This is a genomic window from Streptomyces sp. TRM49041 (assembly GCF_008271805.1).
GTDB lineage: Bacteria > Actinomycetota > Actinomycetes > Streptomycetales > Streptomycetaceae > Streptomyces.
Genome location: NZ_VSRY01000132.1, coordinates 14,403 through 33,640 on the forward strand (window position 1 = coordinate 14,403; position 19,238 = coordinate 33,640).

Here is a 19,238-nt window from a genome sequence, read left to right on the forward strand (position 1 = left end):
CGCCTGCGGGCCGGCCCCTCCCACTGCCGGGATGGGGCGGCCGGGGCATGTGCCCCTTGGCCCGCGCTGGTCGCGCACGATCGCCCTTAGACGCACGCTTCCAGCGCCCGGAGGCGGAACGAGTCTCTGAGAATCAGACCGACGCCCACGAGAACGGCCCGCCGGAGCGGGGTCCGGCGCGGCACGCACGAGCCGGTGTGAAGGCGCGGAGCACCTGGGAGAGCCGCCCGGCGCAAGGGCCGGCCTCGCGGGACCAGTGACCGCCGCCGGATCCACGTACGGGTGAAGGCCGCCGTCGGGTGAGGGCCCGCGCGCGCCCCTAGCCCCTAGCCCCCCTGTGCCCCCGCCAGCTCCCGCGCGGCCTCCGTGAGGTCCTTGGCGGTGTCGATGGCGCGCCAGTACGCGCCCTGGGGCAGCGGGAAGCCCGCGAGGCGGCGTTCGCGGGCCAGGCGCGGAAAGGTCGTGCGCTCGTGGTCGCCCCGATCGGGGAGCAGGCCCTGGAAGGACGCGGAGAAGACGTAGACGCCGGCGTTGATCAGGTACGGCGACGGCGGCGCCTCGATGAAGTCGGTGATGTGCCCGAACGTGTCCGTCTCGACGGCGCCCCACGGGATGCGGGGCCGGGCGAGGGCGAGCGTGGCGGTGGCGTCGCGCTCGGCGTGGAACCCGGCCATCTCGCGCAGCGAGAACCGGGTCCAGATGTCGCCGTTCGTGGCGTACCAGGGTCTGTCGGGGTGCGGCAGGTGGGCGGCCGCGTACTTGAGGCCGCCGCCGCGGCCCAGGGGCTCGTCCTCGACGACGGTGGTGACGCGCAGCGGCAGGTCTGTGGTGTCGAGCCACTGCTGGAGTACGTCGGCGAGATGGCCGCACGAGATGACGGCGTCGGTCACGCCCTCGGCGGCGAGCCAGGACAGCTGATGGCCGATGATCGGGGTCCCGGTTCCCGGGATCTCGACCATCGGCTTGGGGCGGTCGTCGGTGTACGGGCGCAGTCGCGAGCCCTGGCCGCCCGCCAGGACCACGGCCTGCGTCGGGGAGTTGTGCATACCGGGCACGATAGGCGCACCGCGGCGGTCACGGGGAGCGCGCCCCGCTTCAGCTGGCGCTGGCTACGCCACCGGCGAAGGACGTGTCGCAGACGGGCCGCGAGAAGGACTGCGCGCGGGTCGGCCCGTAGTGGCGCACGGCGGCGGCGCCGAGCTCGCGGGCGAGGGACATGCAGTACTGGGCGAGGGACGGGCTGTCCTCCACGGCGCGCTGGAGGTGCGTCAGGGCGGCGCCCGGGTCCTTCTGCTTCATCTCGGTGAGAAGGCGTTCGCGGAGCACGTCCTGCGGGGCGCGCGGCTTGGCCCGTACCGAGACGTTCTCCGCGGAGGCGGTGAGCAACTGGGTGTCGGAGCGCTGGCCGGCCCACGGGACGCTGGTGACCGCGAGAGTTCCGGAGAGCACCAGGACGACGGGCAGGACGAGGGCGAGGGAACGGCCGATGCGGCGTGCTGTCTGGGTCACGGAGGCGAGCGTAGCGCTCAGTGCAGATATGGAGACATTTAGTCACCCCCACGAGGGAGGTTATCTGCTCCTTTTCGAATTACGGGTTGACGAGGGGGGCCCGAAATGACCGCTGTGCCGGGGTATTTGCGCAGTGCAAGATCACCAAACCTGAACGGCTCCGCGTGGAGGACGCGGAGCCGTTCGTGTTCAGCGTGTCGCGAGGCGTGCGGGGGTGCCTCAGTCGGTGAGGCGCTCGCCCGTCGAGGTGGAGAAGACGTGCATCTCGCCGGGGCGCGGCACGACGTGGAGCTCGGAGCCCTTCTCCGGGATGGCGCGGCCGCCGACGCGGACGACGAGGTCCTTGAGCTCCCTGCCGACGTGGGCGGAGCCGTAGACGTAGCCGTCGGCGCCGAGCTCCTCGACGACGTTGACGGAGACGGCCAGGCCGGCGGGCGCGTGCACGTCCTGGGACAGGGACTGGGCGCCCTCGGCGCCGCCGAGCTCGACGACGTCGAAGTGCTCGGGGCGGACGCCGACCGTGACGGTGGTGTCGCCCTTGTGGGCGGCGGCCGTGAGGGCCTCACGCGAAACGGGGACGACGCTGTTGCCGAACTTGACGCCGCCGTCGGTGATCGGGACCTCGACGAGGTTCATGGCGGGGGAGCCGATGAAGCCGGCGACGAAGAGGTTGGCCGGGCGGTCGTACATATTGCGCGGCGTGTCGACCTGCTGGAGGAGGCCGTCCTTGAGGACCGCGACCCGGTCGCCCATGGTGAGGGCCTCGACCTGGTCGTGGGTGACGTAGACGGTGGTGATGCCGAGGCGGCGCTGGAGCGAGGCGATCTGCGTACGGGTGGACACACGCAGCTTGGCGTCGAGGTTCGACAGCGGCTCGTCCATGAGGAACACCTGGGGCTCACGCACGATGGCGCGACCCATGGCGACACGCTGCCGCTGGCCGCCGGAGAGCGCCTTCGGCTTGCGGTCCAGGTACTCGGTGAGGTCGAGGATCTTCGCGGCCTCCTCGACCTTCTTGCGGATCTCCGCCTTGTTGACTCCGGCGATCTTGAGCGCGAAGCCCATGTTGTCGGCGACGGTCATGTGCGGGTACAGCGCGTAGTTCTGGAACACCATGGCGATGTCCCGGTCCTTCGGCGGCAGGTGGGTGACGTCGCGCTCACCGATCCGGATGGCGCCGCCGTTGACGTCCTCGAGGCCGGCGAGCATACGGAGGGAGGTCGACTTGCCGCAGCCGGAGGGGCCGACGAGGACGAGGAACTCGCCGTCCGCGATCTCGATCTCGAGCTGGTCGACGGCGGGCTTGGTGGAACCCGGGTAGAGCCGGGTCGCCTTGTCAAAGGTGACAGAAGCCATGGTGATGTTTCCCTTCACCGGCAGGAACGTGCCGGACGATCCGAGTAAAGGAAGGAATGTTCATGTCTGGTCCACGTGAGTGAACTCCGGGCGACGGTACCTGGCGGTGGCGGCTTCTGTCATCAGTTCGAGGTCGGCGAAATTTTCGACCTTGGGGAGTTCCTGTCCGGTTACACTGGCCCGGCTGCCTCCTTAGCTCAGCTGGCCAGAGCACCGCTCTTGTAAAGCGGGGGTCGTCGGTTCGAACCCGACAGGGGGCTCAAGCGCGAAGGCCCCCGGTCCCTCCGGTCCGGGGGCCTTCGCCGTGCCCTGCCTCGTGCCCTGCCTCGTGCCCTGTCCTGGGTGGTCGTGGACCTGGTCAGCCGTGTACATCGCGCGGGACGCTACTCGAACAGCTGGCGTGACAGGGGTGCGGGGAGGCAGGGTGCGGGCATGATTCGTGCTGCTACGCCTGCCGACGTGCCCCTTGTCCATGCCATGATCCGCGACCTCGCCGAGTACGAGAAGGCGTTGGAGGAGGTGCGGGTCACCGAGGAGCAGTTGCGCGAGGCGTTGTTCGGGGAGCGGGCGGCGGCGTTCGCGCATGTCGCCGAGGACGAGCGCGGGGAGGTCGTCGGATTCGCGCTGTGGTTCCTGAACTTCTCCACCTGGCGCGGGGTGCACGGGATCTATCTGGAGGATCTGTACGTGCGGCCCGAGGCGCGGGGCGGCGGGTACGGGAAGGCGCTGCTGCGGGAGCTGGCGCGGATCTGTGTGGAGCGGGGGTACGAGCGGCTCGAGTGGTCCGTGCTGGACTGGAACACCTCGTCGATCAACTTCTACAAGGCGCTGGGCGCGCGGCCGCAGGACGAGTGGACCGTGTATCGGTTGACCGACGGTGCCCTGGCGGAACTCGGGCGGGATTGAGAGGGCTCGCTCGGGTCGTGTCGATCCGGTCCGTGACCTCGCCCGGGCCGCCGCGCGGGTACCGCGACGCCTTCGGTGGCAGCGCGGCGGCCCGGTGCAGCCGCTCATGCACGAACCGCGTCGGCAGCGAGCCCGGTTCGTGGTGGTGCGGCGCGACACCGCTGTAGCGCGCGGCGTCCCGGGCGGCCCGCCGGACCGGCCCGGGAGGCGGCCCAGGGGTCAGGGCACGCGGGGGAAGCGGGCCTGGAGGTCCCAGACGACGGGGTTGTCGGCGAGGCCCTCGTGCATGTCGACGAGGTCGGCGATCAGGTCGTGCAGGAAGTCCCGGGCCTCGCGGCGCAGCACGCTGTGGCCGAACGTCAGCGGCGGCTCGTCGCCGGGCATCCAGTCCGCCTCGACGTCCACCCAGCCGAAGCGGCGCTCGAACAGCATGCGGTCGGTGGATTCGGTGAAGTCGAGCTCGGCGTACTGCGGCTTCGCCGCGCGGCTGCCGTGCGGGTCGCGGTCGATCCGCTCGACTATGTCGCACAGTGCCCACGCGAAGTCGAGCACCGGCACCCATCCCCAGGCGGTGGACAGCTCACGGTCGGCCTCGGTGTCGGCCAGGTACACGTCTCCGCAGAACAGGTCGTGCCGCAGCGCGTGGACGTCCGCCCGCCGGTAGTCGGTCTGCGGGGGGTCGGGGAAGCGGCGGGAGAGCGAGTAGCCGATGTCGAGCACGTACGCGATGGTGTCACGTCCCTGGCTGTGGGCGACGCGGACCGGGCAGGCACCGGGGCTCAGGGCGCGGGGGACGGGGCGGGATCAGGGCAGGAGTCGCTGCTCCTTCGCCACCGCCACCGCGCCTGCCCGGGTGTCCACGTTCAGCTTGGCGTAGATGCGGCTGAGGTGGGTCTTGACCGTGGCCTCGCTGATGAAGAGGGCGCGGGCGATCTCGCGGTTGCCGAGGCCGCGGGAGAGCTGGCCGAGGATGTCGAGTTCGCGGGCGGTGAGGGTGGGCCCGGCGGCGCCGCGTACACGGTTCAGGACGCGGTCGGCGACCGGGGCGGAGAGGGCGGTGCGGCCTTCGGCGGCGGCGCGGATGGCGGCGAAGAGCTCCTCGGGGCGTTCGGCCTTCAGGAGGTAGCCGGTCGCGCCCGCGTCGACGGCGCGGGTGATGTCGGCGTCCGTGTCGTACGTCGTGAGGACGAGGACGCGGATCTCGGGGGACGCGATACGGCGGGTGGCCTCGACGCCGTCCATGCCGGGGCCCAGTTGGATGTCCATCAGGACGACGTCGGGGCGCAGCTTCGCGGCCAGCGCGACGGCCTCCTCGCCGCTGCCCGCCTCGCCGACGACCTCGATGCCGGGCTCGCTGCCGAGGAGGGCCAGCAGACCGGCGCGTACGACGGCGTGGTCGTCGCACAGGAGGGTGCGGACGGTCCTGGTCATCGGGGGGCCTCCACGGGGACCGACGCCGATACGACCGTGCCTTCGCCAGGTGCCGACTCCACGGTCAGCGTGCCGCCCAGCGCCGCCACCCGGGCGCGCATCGCGGGCAGGCCGTGGCCCCGTACGCCCTCCGCCCAGGACGCCGCCGACGGGTCGAAGCCGCGCCCGTCGTCCGCCACGTCGAGCACCACCTGGTCGTCGAGCCGCGTCAGGGTCATCGCCGCCGTGGTCGCCCCGGCGTGCTCCCGTACGTTCGCGAGGGCGCCCTGCGCGATCCGCAGCAGCGCCGACGCCACGCGGTCGGGGACGGGCCCGCCCTCGCCCTCGGCGTGGAAGCGCACATCGAGTTCCGCGGTCGTCTCACGGGCCGCCAGGGCGCGCAGGGCCTGCGCCGGGCCGACGCCCTCCGCCAGGTCGGCCGGCGCCAGGTCGTGGACGAAGCGGCGTGCCTCGGCCAGGTTGTGCTCGGCGATCGACGCGGCGGTACGCACATGACGGCGCGCCGTGGCCGGGTCGCCGTCCCATGTGCGGTCGGCGGCCTGGAGCAGCATCCGCTGACTCGACAGGCCCTGCGCCAGCGTGTCGTGGATCTCCATCGACAGCCGCTGGCGCTCCGCGAGCGTGCCCTCCCGGCGCTCGGTCGCGGCCAGCTCGCGGCGGGTCCGCAGCAGGTCCCCGATCAGCGCCCGCTGCCGGTCCGCCTGCCGTTGCGCGTGTACGAACACGGCCGTGGCGATGGCCGCCGTCGCGGGTGGTGCCACCAGCAGGATCGGGTCGACGCCCGAGTCCGCGAGCTTCTGCAGGGCCACGACGACGAACACCGTGAGCAGCGCCACCAGCACCAGCGCGGCGCGCGGCGGCAGGATCCGCAGCCCGGTGTACAGCAGCGGTACGGCGCACAGCGCGAAGCTCGGTGCCAGCACCACCAGCACCATCCACACCGCCACCACGGCGACCAGCCACATCCGGCCGCGCCGTGCCGGAGCGGCGGTCCGCGGCCCGAGTACGTACAGCAGCGCCAGCGCGGCCGACAGGGCGACGACCCATCCGCCCCGCTCCGCCCACGGGTGCCGTAGCAGGAACCGGGCCAGCGAGGCCGCCAGCAGCAGGAAGAAGGCCAGGTGCATGACCTGTGCCAGCCGGCGTGCGTCGCTGTTCTGCGGCTCGGTGTCCTGCGGCTCGTCCGCCTCCGTTGTCCACACGCCCCCATCCTCCGTCCGTCCGGGCCATGCGGCATCAGCCGATCGGCCGACCCCCCTGTCACCCCCTCCGGCGACGCGGAACCGCAGGTCAGGAGGGGAGGGTTGAAGTGTTGCCCGCCACCATCACCTGGAGCTCAGCATGAAGACCCGCCTCATCACCGGCGCCCTCGCCGCCGCGGCCCTCACCGTCGGGACCTTCGGCGCCCTGTCCGCGGGCGCCGCCACCCCGCAGGCGGCGCCCGTCTCCGCCACCGTCTCCGACCGGAACGTGCACCGCACCACCCACCTCACCGTCGACGCCGCCACCCGCGCCGCCCAGGCCGTCCTGAAGGCCGCCGGCGAGGACGGGCAGCGGGTCACCGTCGCCGTGGTCGACCGCAACGGCAACCCGCTCGTCGTGCTGCGCGGCGACGGCGCGGGCCCGCAGTCGTACGAGTCCGCCGAGCGGAAGGCGTTCACCGCCGCGTCCTGGAACGCCCCCACCTCCGAGCTGGTCAAGCGCCTGGAGAGCACGCCCACGCTGAAGGACATCCCGGGCACGCTGTTCCTCGGCGGCGGTGTCCCCGTCGCCGTCCAGGGCGTGCCCGTCGCCGGTATCGGGGTGGCCGGCGCCCCCAGCGGGGCCCTCGACGAGAAGTACGCGCAGGCCGGGGCCGCCACGCTCAACCGCTGACCCCCGCCCGCCCGGCCCCTGCCTGCCCGGCCCCTGCCGCCCGGCGCCCGCCCGCATGGCAGCTGCCCGCCCGACGCCCGCCTGCCTGGCAGCTGCCCGCCCGGGCCCCCGACCGCCCGGCTTCCCGACCGCCGGGTCGATCGCCGCCACCCTGCGGCGCCGGTCTTGAGGCGGGGCCGCACGGTCCGGAATGATGCGGCTTATGCGGCGGCTCCCGGGGCCGCACACGGGGTGGGGGGCGTGGCCTGGTGTCGTTCAAAGATCTGGAGCCGGACGACCCCCGGCAGGTGGGGCCCTACCGGATCGTGGCCCTGCTGGGCGCCGGGGGGATGGGCCGGGTGTATCTCGGGCGCTCGCGCGCCGGGCGGCCCTTCGCGGTGAAGGTGGTACGCCCCGACCTCGCCCGGGACAGCGAATTCCGGCGCCGCTTCGCCCGCGAGGTCACCGCCGCCCGGCGGGTCAACGGGGCCTTCACCGCCGGTGTGGTCGACGCCGATCCGGACGGTTCCCCGGCCTGGCTGGCCACCGTCTACGTACCGGCCGTCTCCCTCGGGGAGGCGGTCGCCCGGCTCGGCCCCTGGCCCGTCGCGCCGGTCCTGGCGCTCGGCGCCGGACTGGCCGAGGCCCTGGAGGTCATCCACACCGCCGGGGTGGTCCACCGCGACCTGAAACCCTCCAACATCCTCCTCGCCTCCGACGGCCCTCGCGTCATCGACTTCGGCATCGCCCTCCCCAGCGATGCCAGCGCCCTGACCCGCACCGGCACGGTGATGGGCACTCCCGGCTTCATCTCCCCCGAACAACTGACCAGTCAGCCCGTCGGGCCGGCCGCCGACGTCTTCGCGCTGGGTGCGGTGCTGGCCTACACCGCCACCGGAGTCGGCCCGTTCGGCATCGACAGCCCGCACATCCTGCACTACCGCGCCGTGCACGAAGAGCCCCAGCTGGACGCCCTGCCGCCGGAACTGCGTGACGTGGTGACCGCCTGCCTGGACAAGAAGCCCGACCGGCGTCCCACGGTCGCGCAGCTGCTCGACCGGCTCACCGCTGAGGACGCCTTCACGGGTGACGCGCACGGCGCCGGTCGCGCGGACCGCGGGGAGGAGACGACCGCTGCCAGACCGCGGCTCGCGGGGCTCGGGTGGATGCCCGACCCGGTCGCCCAGCTGGTAAGGGAACGCATCTCCACCCCCATACCCCACAACCCGCCCCCACCGCCGGACACGACGCCCAAGAGCACGCTTCCCGAGCCGCCCCCGCGACCCGTGCCCGATCCGGACACCTGGGACGACCCGGACGGGACGCACAGCGGTCGCCCGGCGCGGCGGGATTACCAGTCGGCCGTCATGTCGCTCGACGCCGCACGGGGCAACGCGGTGAGCGGGGTGTCGGCGGTGATGCGAGCGCTCCTGGCTCGACGGGAGTCGGCGGAGCAGACCGCCGCCGTGGCCACCGCCGCCGTGGCCACCGCCGCCGTGGCCACCGCCGCCGTGGCCACCGCCGCCGCGGCTCCCGCCGCCGTGGCTCCCGCCGCCGCGGCCACCGTCGGCGCGTTCCGCGCTCTGCTGCAAGGTTGCCTCGGCACGACCATGACCGTGACGGGCCTCTTCCTGGCCGCGATCGGCACCTCGGCCTTCACCCGGCTGAAGGAGGGAGACACTCCGAACCCGAACGCGGAAAGCCCCCTCGCGTATCTCATCTACATGGCTGTGCTCGCAGGCATGTCCGCGCTTGCCGGAGCGTCCGTGTCGAGAACGGATACCGCGGTCGGCAAGGCATTCGCGGTGCTCGCCCTGGTCCTGTGCTGTGCCACCCCGGTGGTGTTCACGATCGGCCTCGTCGACCCTGACCTGCTGGGCTCCGTCGGAGCATGGGGAAGGTCCTGGGCCGAGTCGAACGGCCCCAGATCGAAGGTGACGTGCACGATCGGCATCTGCTGGTCGTCGTGAGGGGCGGGCCGCTTCCCGGGACCGGCCGACCCCATGGGACGCGGTCTTAGGATCATCATGTGAAAAAGGGGAAGAGGGTGACTGCTGTCGCCTCCGCGTCGCTCGCCGCGGTGCTGCTCGCCGCGGGCTGCACCGGCGGCGTCAGCGGCACACCCGGCGCAGCCGGGCTGCGCGACCCGTACTTCCCCCGGCTCGGCAACGGCGGCTACGACGTACGGCACTACGCCCTCACCCTCGCCTACGACCCGGCCACCGGGCGCCTGGACGGCACCGCCGAGATCACCGCGCGGGCCACGCAGGGCCTCAGCGCGTTCAACCTGGACCTCGCCGGGCTCACCGTCCACAGCGCCACCGTCGACGGTGACCCGGCCTCCGTCCGCCGGGCCGGGCACGAGCTGACCCTCCGCCCGCGCGCCGACATCGACGACGGCGCCACCTTCCGCACCGTCGTCCGCTACTCAGGCACCCCGCGCGCGATCACGGACCCCGACGGGTCGGAGGAAGGCTGGCTGCGTACCGCCGACGGGGCCGTCGCCCTCGGCGAGCCGGCCGGCTCCACGGCCTGGTTCCCCGGCAACCACCACCCGTCCGACAAGGCCACCTACGACATCACGGTCACCGTCCCCGACGGCTACCGGGCCCTCGCCAACGGCCTGCCCTCGGCCACCGCCACCAAGGACGGCCGCACCACCGCCACCTGGCGTACCACCGAGCCGATGGCCGGCTACCTGGCGACGCTCGCCATCGGGCAGTACGACGTCACCACCACCCGCACCCCCTCCGGGCTGCCCGTCATCACCGCCACCGACCGCACCGTCACCCGCGCCAGCGCCGCCCTCCTGGCCCGGCTGCCCGAGCTGCTCGCCTGGCAGACCGAGATCTTCGGCCCGTACCCCTTCTCCTCCGCCGGCGCGATCGTCGAGCGGGCGGGCGACTCCGGGTACGCCCTGGAGACCCAGACGCGGCCGGTCTTCCCGTACGACCAGTTCACCGTCGAGATCCTCGTCCACGAGCTGGCCCACCAGTGGTACGGCAACTCCGTCTCGCCCAAGTCCTGGCGGGACATGTGGCTCAACGAGGGCTTCGCCCAGTACGCGGAGTGGCTGTACGCGGAGGACTTCGAGGGCACGCCCGCACTGCAGAGCCACGAGGCCGCGTTCGCCCACCCGGCCAACTGGGCGTTCGCGCCCGCCGAGCCGCCCTCCGCCGCCGACATCTCCGAACCGCCCGTGTACTACCGGGGCGCGATGGTCCTGCACAAGATCCGGCAGGCCGTCGGCGACGACGCGTTCTTCGCCCTCCTCAAGGGCTGGGCCGCCGAACACCGGCACGGCAACGCCTCCACGGAGGACTTCACCGCGTATGTGGAGGAGGAGACCGGCGAGGACCTGACGGAGCTCTGGGACACCTGGCTGTACGGGGAGGGGAAGCCCGAAGCTCCATGACGGGCCGGCCGAGGGGCTGCTGAGGGCCCGTCGAGGGCCGCTACAGCGGCTTGCGCATCACGACGCTGGGGCGGCCCGGCTCCAGGTCCTCGCGGCGGTCGATCTCCTGGTAGCCGATGGCCCGCCAGAAGGCGATGGCCTTGTGGTTGTTGTCCGGCACAGCCAGCCTGACGCCCGTACGGCCCAGGGCGCGGAACCGCTTCTCGACGATCTCCGCCAGCTCCCGGCCGAAGCCCATCCGGTGGTCCCGGGCGTGCACCATCAGCAGGCCGATCCACGGGTCCGGGTCGTCCGGGTCCGGGTGGTGGGCGAGGGTCACCGAGACACCGATCACGCGCCCGGCCGAGCGTGCCAGCAGCACCTCGGCGTCCGGCCGGGCCAGCTCCTCCGCGAGCGAGGCCGCGACCTGCTCGGGCAGGACGTCCTCGGGGTCCGGGAAGTCCCCGCTGAGCTGCAGGAACTCCTGGTTCGACGCGTACAACTCGGTGAGTTCGGTGAGAAGCGGCCCGGGCAGGGCGCCCTCCTCGCCGAGCTCCAGCGGTTCGACGATCATGCGGCCCACAGTAGGCAACAACGGGCCCCGGGGCGGCGACCGCCACCGGGGCCCGTGGTCACACACATGTACGCCTACCGGTACACGCACCTGTACGCGCCCGGTCAGCCCTCCGTGTACGTCAGACGCCCACGCCGAAGTCGCGGGCGATGCCCTCCAGGCCGGAGGCGTAGCCCTGGCCGACCGCGCGGAACTTCCACTCCGCGCCGTGCCGGTACAGCTCGCCGAAGACCATGGCGGTCTCGGTGGCGGCGTCCTCGCTGAGGTCGTAGCGGGCGAGCTCGCCGCCGCCGTTCTGGTTCACGATGCGGATGTACGCGTTGCGGACCTGGCCGAAGTTCTGCGAGCGGTTGACCGCGTCGTAGATGGAGACCGGGAAGACGATCTTGTCGACCTCGGCGGGGAGGCCCGCGAGGTTGACGTTGATCTGTTCGTCGTCGCCGCCGCCCTCGCCGGTGCGGTTGTCACCGGTGTGGACGATGGTCTGGTCCGGCGTCGACTTGTTGTTGAAGAAGACGAAGTGCGCGTCGGAGGCGACCTTGCCGGCCGCGTCGACGCCGATCGCCGAGGCGTCGAGGTCGAAGTCGGTGCCCGTGGTCGTCCGGACGTCCCAGCCGAGGCCCACCGTGACGGCGGTCAGGCCCGGTGCCTCCTTGGTCAGCGAGACGTTGCCGCCCTTGGACAGGCTTACAGCCATGGGAAGTCCCTTTCCTCGGTTTCTCAGTCATACGTTGACGTCACAGCACATAACGCGGGGGCCGTCGAGGTGGTTCCAGACACGGAAAAGCGCGTGACGTAACCCGTGTGGGTCGGTGAACATGGATGACATGTCCGGTCCTTATGTCATCCGTGGTTCGGTCTCCCTGCCGGAGGCCGAGCTGATGTGGCGTTTCTCCAGATCCTCAGGGCCGGGCGGACAGCACGTCAACACCAGCGACTCGCAGGTGGAGCTGCGCTTCGACCTGGCGCGTACGCAGGCGCTGCCTCCGGTGTGGAAGGAGCGGGCGCTGGAGCGGCTCGGGGGGCGGCTGGTCGGCGGGGTGCTCGTCGTGCGGGCGTCCGAGCACCGGTCGCAGTGGCGCAACCGGGAGACCGCGGCCGTGCGGCTGGCGTCCCTGCTGGCGGAGGCCACCGCTCCGCCGCCCAGGCCCCGGCGGGCCACGAAGATCCCGCGCGGTATCAACGAGCGGCGGCTGCGGGAGAAGAAGCACCGCGCCGAGACGAAGCGCACGCGTTCGGCCCGCGACTGGAGCTGAGCCGACGCGCCGCGGCGCCGTGCCGCCGCGGTCCTCCCACGTTCGTTACGCCAGATGGCGGTACTTGCCCCTGAAGTACGTCAGGGGGGCGCCCTGCGCGCTGGGGAGGGTGGCCGACAGGACCCGGGCGATGACCAGGGTGTGGTCGCCGGCCTCCACACGCTGTTCCGTGCGGCACTCCAGTGTGGTGAGCGCGCCGCCGATGAGGGGGGCGCCCGTCAGCTCGCCGCGGGTGTACGGGATGTCCGCGAAGAGCAGGCGGTCGCTGATCCTGCCTTTCATGGCGAACCGGCCGGCGATGTGGCGCTGGCTCTCCGCCAGGACCGACACCGCCCACAGGGGCTGCTCCGCCAGCAGGTCGTCCATGCGGGAGTCGTTGCGCAGGCTCACCATCACCAGCGGCGGGTCCAGGGAGACGGACATGAACCCCGTCGCCGTCATGCCGACGTCCTCGTCCAGCGGGGGTTCCAGCGCCGTCACCAGGACGACTCCCGCGGCCAGCCGGGACATCGCCGCCCGGAACTCGTCGTTGCTCACCCCTTCAGGATGAGGCAGACGAGCGGCTGATACCTGGGTCCGAGTTGTTGGCAGCACACCGGGAACGCTAACCTCGCCCGCCACCCGGCCGCATCGGACCAGGGGACCAGCCGGGGCCACTCCGGTCCTAGGCCCCTGGGCGGTTTGCGTTCCGGAATCCTTTCGGAATCAACTACTCTCTGTGACTTGAGTCACAGAGGGCGGTAATTGTTGACCCTGTGTACCGAGTGCACAGCTCGCTGTGATTCAGTGGCCGTTGACACCGCAAGAGAAAGCCACGGACACATCTGGAGTTGTTGCTGTCGAGGTCTCGGGGAGAGCGAACGATGGAGACCGAGTCGGAGCCGTACGTCCGTCTTGCGACCCTGCGGCAGCTGCACCAGGTCGTCGCCAACCTGAACACGGCCCGCAGCCTGGCCGACACGCTGCAGACGGTCGCCGACGGTGTCATCACCGGACTCGGGTACGAGCTGGCCTGCGTCAATCTCGTCCGCCCCGACGGTGACCTGGTCGTCGCCGCCTTCGCCGGCAACGCCGCCGCGGAAGCCCTGATCACGGGGCGGGTCGGCTCCCGCCCCTCCTGGGACCGGCGGCTCCAGATGGGTGAGGGCTGGGGTGACCTGCGGTTCATCCCGCACACCGAGGGCTGGGTGCTGATAGACGACGACGTGCCGCAGTGGCACACCGAGGGACCCGAGCCGCGCTTCGAGGACGAGTGGCACCCCCGCGACCGGCTCTACGCCCCCATGTACACCTCGGGCGGCCAGCGCGAGCTGCTCGGCGTCATCTCCGTCGACCGGCCCCGCAACGGCCGCCGCCCGGGCGCCTGGGGGCGTGAGGCCCTTCAGATGTACGCCTCCCAGTCCGCGATCGCGATCAGCAACGCCCGTTTGCGCGCGAACATGCAGCGGGCGCTCGTCCGGCTGGAGCGGGAACAGCAGGCGCTGCGGGCCAGTGAGGAGTCGTTCCGGCAGGCTTTCGAGTACGCGCCGTCCGGCATGGCCATCGCCGAGATGGGCGGCGACCAGCACGGGCGGCTGCTGCGCGCCAACGACGCGCTGTGCCGGCTCCTCGGCCGCCCCGCCGCCGTGATGCGCCGCTACTCCTTCGCGGACCTCGTCCACCCCGAGGACGTCGGCACGCTGCTGCGCACCTCCGCCGAGGGCGGCCGCGCCGAGCTGCGCCTGGCCCGCCGGGACGGCTCGTACGTCTGGGTGTCTCTGCGGAACTCCGTCGTCGCCGACACCGCCGACGGGCCCCGGTTCCTCCTCACGCACGTCGAGGACATCGAGGAGCGCAAGCGCCATGAGCTCCAGCTGAAACACCGCGCCTCGCACGACGCGCTGACCGGCCTGCCGAACAGCGCCGAGCTCCGCGCCCGGCTCAGCTCCCGGCTGTGCCCCCGCCCCGGCGGCCGGGTGACGTACGAGAACGGGCGCGAGTCCGGCACCCCGGGCGCCGCGTACGACGGGACGCCCAACGGGTACGAGGCGAACGGGTACGAGACCAACGGGTACGAGTACGAGCACGCCTACCGCGCTGACGGCTTCGGCTTCGACCCGTCCGCGGCCGGCGGCCCTTACGACAGCCATGTGCACGCCGTCGCCCCGGACGGCGAAGTCGACGACGGTACGAAGGGGCTCGCCGTCCTCTTCTGCGATCTCGACGGCTTCAAATCGATCAACGACCGGTTCGGGCACCACACCGGTGACGCCGTGCTCATCGAGGTGGCCCGCCGCCTCACCGCAGGGGTCCGGGACGGCGACACGGTCGCCCGGCTCGGCGGCGACGAGTTCGTCGTCCTCGCCGACGGCCTGGGCGCCGCGGACGCCGCCGACCTGGCCGTACGCCTCCGCAACGGCATCATCCCGCCGATCCGGGTGGACGGCCGGGCGGTGCGCGTAGGGGCCAGCTTCGGCATCGGATGGGCGGAGTGCGGAATGTCCGTCGAAGAGGTGCTGAACTCCGCCGACCAGCGGATGTACATGGAAAAGCGGTCCCGGGCCAAGGTGCACCGCCGGGCGGGGTAGTCCATACGGGGTAGGCTCGCCGGGGTCGGTGACGGCTGGCGAGCACGGATGAGGAGTGACCAGGGATGGCTGCCGGTAACAACGGCAACGGCGCGGGCACGCCCGAGGACGACGACCCGTTCGGCTATTTGTACGCGGACGGCCAGGCGTCGGGTGCCCAGGGGCCGGGCGGCGGCCAGGGCGGCTACGGCTACCCGGGTCCCACCAGCGGTCAGCCGGGGCGCCCCCGGACCTCGTACAACCAGGTCAGGGCGGTCGGCGAGCGCCAGTACAACCAGGTGCCGCAGCAGCAGTACGGCCAGCAGCCCGCGCAGCCGCACGGCCAGCCGCACCCGCAGTACGCGGCACCCGAGACGTACCCGGGCGGCGCGCCCACCCGGCCGGTCCCCGCGCAGGGGCGCGGCGGTCGTGGTGGCGGCCCGAACACCAAGGGGCTGCTGATCGGCGCGGTCGTCGTGGTCCTGGTCGTCGTGGCGGGAATCACCGTGGCGGTTCTCACGAACACCGGCGGCGAGAAGAACGAGGCGGGGCCCTCCCCGACCGCGTCCGCCCCCCAGTCGGGGGACGCGTCCCCGTCCACCGATCCGTCCCCGTCCGCCTCGGCCCCCGTCGCGCTGCCCAAGCGGGACGCCGCCACGCTCCAGCTGACCGCGCCCGCCGTGCTCGGCACGGACGTGAAGGGCGCGAAGGGCGCCGGTGGCGCGTATGTGATGTTCAACGGCGTCGGCGGCGCGGCCAGTTGGCAGGTCGAGGTGCCGGAGGCCGGCGACTACACGCTGTACCTCACGTACAGCGTGCCCGGTAAGGACGCCAAGACATCGCTGACCGTCAACGACGGCAAGCCCCGCGAGATCAACATGTCGAACTTCGCGAAGGCCGCCGAGGGCGACTGGGAGAAGGGCTGGACCAGGACCTACTCCTGGATCCGGCTGGAGAAGGGCCAGAACACCCTGAAGATGTCCTGCGAGCAGGACAACCAGTGCGAGGCGTACCTGGACCAGGTCTGGCTCAAGCAGGGCCAGCTCAGGGGCGACGGCTAGCGGCGACGGCCACAGCAGGCCGTCCGGCGGCCCGGCCCCCGGCGATCACCGGGTCCGTCCCTTCCGTCGCGTTGACGGTGTGTCACGCCGCGGAGGCGTGCTCCCTCACCGTCACCCGCTCCAGCAGTTCCCCGTACCGGACGGGGTCGAACTCCCCTGCTGCCGGGGCGTGTACGGTCGCCGTCGCCAGCGCGGTGGCGCGGGCCAGCCGATCCGGCCACGGCAGGCCCTCGACCAGGGCGGACAGGAGGCCGGCGACCACCGAGTCGCCCGCGCCCGTCGGGTTGCCGTTCACGCGGGCGGGCGGGGCGGCCTGCCAGATGCCCTCCGGGGTGACCGCGACGAGCCCGTCGGGTCCGTGCGAAGCGACGACCGCGTGCGCGCCGCGGCGGCGGGCGTCGCGGGTGGCGCGCAGCGGCTCGCGGGCGCCGGTCAGTGCGGCCAGCTCGTCGGCGTTCGGCTTGACGAGGTCGGGGCGGGCGGCGATGCCGCGGCGCAGCGGTTCGCCGCTCGTGTCCAGCAGGACCGGCACACCGGCGGCGCGGGCGCGGCGGACGAGCTCGGCGTACGCGCCGACGTGTATGCCGGGCGGGAGGCTGCCGCACAGGGCGACCGCGTGGGCCTCGGCGAGCAGTTCCTCGTACGTGGCGACGAGCGCCGCCCACTCGGCGGGGGTGACGACCGGTCCCGGCTCGTTCAGCTGGGTGGTGTCGCCGGTCGCGGTGTCGACGACGGCGACGGTGCGGCGGGTGGTGCCGGTGGTGGGGACGAGCGCGTCCCGTACGGGCAGGGGCGCGAGGAGGCCGCGCAGGACGTCGCCCGTGGGGCCGCCCGCGAAGCCCGTGACGACCGTCTCGTGGCCGAGGGCGGCCAGCACACGGGCCGCGTTGACGCCCTTGCCGCCAGGGCGCTCCGCCACGTCGGTCACGCGGTGCGTGGTGTGCGGGGTGAACGCGGGCACCGTGTAGGTGAGGTCGAGCGCGGTGTTGAGCGTGACCGTGAGAATCAACGGTTCCAACACCCCCGTGAGTCGTGGACCGGTTTCCGGCTGGTGTCCGGCCGGGAAAATTTACGGTGCACGATCATGCCAAAAGGCGGGCGGCGGGCCCAGTCCCCCGGGCCCGCCGCCTTACCGTAATGCGTTCGGAAATCAGCCCAGTTGGGGCTCAACCACCCATTCGCCCCCGCGCATCACGCCCTTGAGGGTGAATTCGGCGTCGAGGACGACCAGGTCGGCGTCCTTGCCGGGTTCGAGGGAGCCGATCCGGTCGTACAGGCCGAGCAGCTTCGCCGGGTTGGCGGAGATGGCCTGGACGATCGCCTCGACGGGCAGTCCGTCGACGGTCGCGGCGCGCTTGAAGGCGGTGTCGAGGGTGAGTGTGGAGCCGGCGATGGAGCCGCCCTCGACGAGCCGGGCGACGCCGTCCTTGACCTCCACCTCCAGGGGGCCGAGGTGATAGACGCCGTCGCCGAAGCCGGCCGCGTCCATGGCGTCGGTGATGAACGCGACGCGGCCGGGGCCCGCGTGATGGAACGCCAGCTCCAGGGCGGCGGGGTGCAGATGCGTACCGTCGTTGATCAGCTCGACGGTGACCCGCTCGTCCTCCAGGAGGGCGGCGATGGGGCCGGGGGAGCGGTGGCCGAGCGGGGGCATCGCGTTGTAGAGGTGCGTGGCGACGGTGGCGCCCGCGTCGATGGCCTCGACGGTCTGCTCGTACGTGGCGTCCGTGTGCCCGACGGCGGCGATGACGCCGTACTCGGCGAGGAGGCGTACGGAGTCGATGCCGCCCGGCAGCTCGGTGGCGAGGGTCACCATGCGGGCCCGGCCGCGCCCCGCGTCGATCAGCTTGCGGACCTCGGCGGGGTCGGGGTCGCGCAGCAGGGCCTCGCTGTGGGCGCCCTTGCGGCACGGGGAGATGAACGGGCCCTCGAAGTGGATACCGGCGATGTCGCCCTGCTCGGCGAGTTCGGCGAGCTCGCCGGCGCGGTGGGCGAGGAAGTCCATGTCGCCGGTGACGGTCGACGCGACCAGGGTGGTCGTGCCGTGGAGGCGGTGGGTGCGGATGCCCTGGAGGACTTTTTCGAGGGTGCCGGAGGTGAAGGACGCGCCGCCGCCGCCGTGGTTGTGGATGTCGACGAAGCCGGGGACGAGCCAGTGGCCGGAGAGGTCGAGCGCCGGGGCGCCTGCGGCCGCGGTGCCTCCGGCGGTGGCGGCGGCGCCCGAGTGCCGCGGCGCGGCTGCGGTGGGTTCCGGCCCGGCCTCGGTGATCGTGCGGCCCTCGACGATCACCCGCCCGCCCTCGACGACGCCGCTCGGCAGCACCACGCGGGCGCCGGCGAGGACCTTGCGATCGGCGTGAACGGCCATCAGGCGGATACCTCCAGGTCGGTGGCGAGCAGGTCCCAGGCGAGGAGCCCCGCGCCCAGGCAGCCGGCGGTGTCCCCGAGGGCCGCGGGCACGATGGTGGGCGGCTTCTGGAACGTGACGCGCTCCTCGACGGCGGCCCTGAGCGGTGTGAACAAGGTTTCCCCCGCCTCGGCGAGACCGCCACCGATGATCAGGGTGCCGGGGTCCAGCAGGGTGAGCGCCGTGACCAGCCCGTCGGCGAGCGCGTCGACCGCGCCACGCCAGACACGTACGGCGCGCTCGTCGCCCGACTCCACGGCCTTGGCGCAGTCGGCGGCGTCCGCGGCCGGGTCGCCGCTCGCCTCCGCCCACGCGCGGGTGACCGCGGCGGCGGACGCGAGGGTCTCCAGGCAGCCGCGCCGGCCGCAGCCGCAGTCGGGGCCGTCCGGGTGTACGACGATGTGGCCGATCTCGCCCGCGTACCCGTGCGCGCCCGCCTCGATGGCGCCGCCGATGCCGATGGCGCCCGCGATGCCGGTGCCGAGCGGCACGAACAGGAACCGGTCCGCGCCCCGGCCCGCGCCGACACGCCCCTCGGCGAGCCCGCCGCTGCGTACGTCGTGGCCGAGGGCGACGGGCAGTCCGCCGAGCCGCACGCTCAGCAGGGAGCGCAGCGGTACGTCCCGCCAGCCGAGGTTCGCGGCGTACACGGCGACGCCGTCGTCGGGGTCGACGATGCCGGGTACGGCGATCCCGGCGGCCTCCGCCCGTACGCCGTACCGCTCCTCGCCGTGGGCGAGCAGCTCTGCGGCGAAGCCGAGGATCGAGGTCACGACGGCGTCCGGGCCGCGCTCGCGGCCCGTGGCGCGCCGCGCCTCGTACAGCAGTGCCCCGTCGGCTCCGACCAGGGCGGCCTTCATGCCGGTGCCGCCCACATCGAGGGCGATGACGTGTCTCACGGGAGACAGTGTCGCCCGAGCGGCGTGAAAGGTCTAGTCCACTTG

General features: G+C 72.6%; 19 protein-coding genes and 1 tRNA gene. 8 read left to right on the forward strand and 12 right to left on the reverse strand.

Annotated elements, in window-relative coordinates; translation table 11 throughout:
- Nucleotides 1-326: 326 nt before the first annotated feature.
- From FVS66_RS16090 to FVS66_RS16100, 3 genes are all read right to left on the reverse strand, one after another.
- Nucleotides 327-1,046 (reverse strand): nucleotidyltransferase family protein, encoded by a 720-nt coding sequence (locus FVS66_RS16090; protein ID WP_149181871.1) that lies wholly within the window; start codon nucleotides 1,044-1,046, stop codon nucleotides 327-329.
- Nucleotides 1,047-1,095: 49 nt separating this feature from the next.
- The gene (locus tag FVS66_RS16095; protein ID WP_149181872.1) at nucleotides 1,096-1,509 is read right to left on the reverse strand and encodes a hypothetical protein; all 414 of its coding nucleotides are present in this window, start codon (nucleotides 1,507-1,509) and stop codon (nucleotides 1,096-1,098) included.
- Nucleotides 1,510-1,728: 219 nt separating this feature from the next.
- Nucleotides 1,729-2,865: a sn-glycerol-3-phosphate ABC transporter ATP-binding protein UgpC gene (locus tag FVS66_RS16100; RefSeq protein WP_149181873.1), complete on the reverse strand. Its 1,137-nt coding sequence runs from the start codon at nucleotides 2,863-2,865 to the stop codon at nucleotides 1,729-1,731.
- 186 nt (nucleotides 2,866-3,051) lie between these two features.
- On the opposite strand from FVS66_RS16100, the gene FVS66_RS16105 reads away from it, so the two are divergent.
- A tRNA-Thr gene (locus tag FVS66_RS16105) sits at nucleotides 3,052-3,125 on the forward strand.
- 172 nt (nucleotides 3,126-3,297) lie between these two features.
- Nucleotides 3,298-3,771 (forward strand): GNAT family N-acetyltransferase, encoded by a 474-nt coding sequence (locus tag FVS66_RS16110; RefSeq protein WP_149181874.1) that lies wholly within the window; start codon nucleotides 3,298-3,300, stop codon nucleotides 3,769-3,771.
- Between the two features lie 219 nt (nucleotides 3,772-3,990).
- On the opposite strand, the gene FVS66_RS16115 is transcribed toward FVS66_RS16110, so the two are convergent.
- The 3 genes from FVS66_RS16115 to FVS66_RS16125 form a co-directional block, all read right to left on the reverse strand.
- Entirely contained in the window at nucleotides 3,991-4,491 is a 501-nt protein-coding gene (locus FVS66_RS16115) for a hypothetical protein (RefSeq protein ID WP_149181875.1), read from the reverse strand.
- Nucleotides 4,492-4,575: 84 nt separating this feature from the next.
- A complete protein-coding gene (locus tag FVS66_RS16120; RefSeq protein ID WP_149181876.1) occupies nucleotides 4,576-5,202 on the reverse strand; it encodes a response regulator transcription factor in 627 nt (208 codons plus the stop codon).
- Complete coding sequence (locus tag FVS66_RS16125; protein ID WP_149181894.1) at nucleotides 5,199-6,329, reverse strand: sensor histidine kinase; 1,131 nt, start codon at nucleotides 6,327-6,329, stop codon at nucleotides 5,199-5,201. The genes FVS66_RS16120 and FVS66_RS16125 overlap by 4 nt, the downstream gene beginning before the upstream one ends.
- 214 nt (nucleotides 6,330-6,543) lie before the next feature.
- On the opposite strand from FVS66_RS16125, the gene FVS66_RS16130 reads away from it, so the two are divergent.
- The 3 genes from FVS66_RS16130 (at nucleotide 6,544) to FVS66_RS16140 (ending at nucleotide 10,471) form a co-directional block, all read left to right on the forward strand.
- Nucleotides 6,544-7,077 (forward strand): heme-binding protein, encoded by a 534-nt coding sequence (locus FVS66_RS16130; protein ID WP_149181877.1) that lies wholly within the window; start codon nucleotides 6,544-6,546, stop codon nucleotides 7,075-7,077.
- A 248-nt stretch (nucleotides 7,078-7,325) separates the two neighbouring features.
- Nucleotides 7,326-9,026 (forward strand): serine/threonine-protein kinase, encoded by a 1,701-nt coding sequence (locus FVS66_RS36015; RefSeq protein ID WP_262387026.1) that lies wholly within the window; start codon nucleotides 7,326-7,328, stop codon nucleotides 9,024-9,026.
- 77 nt (nucleotides 9,027-9,103) lie between these two features.
- Nucleotides 9,104-10,471 carry a M1 family metallopeptidase gene (locus FVS66_RS16140; RefSeq protein ID WP_262387027.1) on the forward strand — a complete coding sequence of 456 codons (1,368 nt, stop codon included), beginning with the start codon at nucleotides 9,104-9,106 and terminating at the stop codon, nucleotides 10,469-10,471.
- 40 nt (nucleotides 10,472-10,511) lie between these two features.
- Here the strand turns inward: FVS66_RS16140 and FVS66_RS16145 are convergent, their stop codons facing one another.
- Together FVS66_RS16145 and FVS66_RS16150 are read right to left on the reverse strand one after the other, a co-directional pair.
- Entirely contained in the window at nucleotides 10,512-11,024 is a 513-nt protein-coding gene (locus FVS66_RS16145) for a GNAT family N-acetyltransferase (protein WP_149181879.1), read from the reverse strand.
- A gap of 121 nt (nucleotides 11,025-11,145) precedes the next feature.
- Complete coding sequence (locus FVS66_RS16150) at nucleotides 11,146-11,721, reverse strand: TerD family protein (protein WP_149181880.1); 576 nt, start codon at nucleotides 11,719-11,721, stop codon at nucleotides 11,146-11,148.
- Nucleotides 11,722-11,842: 121 nt separating this feature from the next.
- On the opposite strand from FVS66_RS16150, the gene arfB reads away from it, so the two are divergent.
- Nucleotides 11,843-12,280: an alternative ribosome rescue aminoacyl-tRNA hydrolase ArfB gene (gene arfB, locus FVS66_RS16155; RefSeq protein ID WP_149181881.1), complete on the forward strand. Its 438-nt coding sequence runs from the start codon at nucleotides 11,843-11,845 to the stop codon at nucleotides 12,278-12,280.
- A gap of 45 nt (nucleotides 12,281-12,325) precedes the next feature.
- Here the strand turns inward: arfB and FVS66_RS16160 are convergent, their stop codons facing one another.
- Nucleotides 12,326-12,790 (reverse strand): flavin reductase family protein, encoded by a 465-nt coding sequence (locus tag FVS66_RS16160; RefSeq protein WP_149181895.1) that lies wholly within the window; start codon nucleotides 12,788-12,790, stop codon nucleotides 12,326-12,328.
- A gap of 353 nt (nucleotides 12,791-13,143) precedes the next feature.
- Between FVS66_RS16160 and cdgB the strand changes: the two genes are divergently transcribed.
- Both cdgB and FVS66_RS16170 read left to right on the forward strand, forming a co-directional pair.
- A complete protein-coding gene (gene cdgB, locus FVS66_RS16165) occupies nucleotides 13,144-14,847 on the forward strand; it encodes a diguanylate cyclase CdgB (protein WP_149181882.1) in 1,704 nt (567 codons plus the stop codon).
- Between the two features lie 65 nt (nucleotides 14,848-14,912).
- Nucleotides 14,913-15,887 carry a carbohydrate-binding protein gene (locus FVS66_RS16170; protein WP_149181883.1) on the forward strand — a complete coding sequence of 325 codons (975 nt, stop codon included), beginning with the start codon at nucleotides 14,913-14,915 and terminating at the stop codon, nucleotides 15,885-15,887.
- A gap of 82 nt (nucleotides 15,888-15,969) precedes the next feature.
- On the opposite strand, the gene FVS66_RS16175 is transcribed toward FVS66_RS16170, so the two are convergent.
- The 3 genes from FVS66_RS16175 to FVS66_RS16185 form a co-directional block, all read right to left on the reverse strand.
- Entirely contained in the window at nucleotides 15,970-16,896 is a 927-nt protein-coding gene (locus tag FVS66_RS16175) for a 1-phosphofructokinase family hexose kinase (RefSeq protein WP_149181884.1), read from the reverse strand.
- A 141-nt stretch (nucleotides 16,897-17,037) separates the two neighbouring features.
- Entirely contained in the window at nucleotides 17,038-18,255 is a 1,218-nt protein-coding gene (gene nagA / locus FVS66_RS16180) for an N-acetylglucosamine-6-phosphate deacetylase (protein ID WP_149181885.1), read from the reverse strand.
- Entirely contained in the window at nucleotides 18,255-19,193 is a 939-nt protein-coding gene (locus FVS66_RS16185; protein WP_149181886.1) for an ROK family protein, read from the reverse strand. The genes nagA and FVS66_RS16185 overlap by 1 nt, the downstream gene beginning before the upstream one ends.
- Between the last annotated feature and the right edge of the window lie 45 nt (nucleotides 19,194-19,238).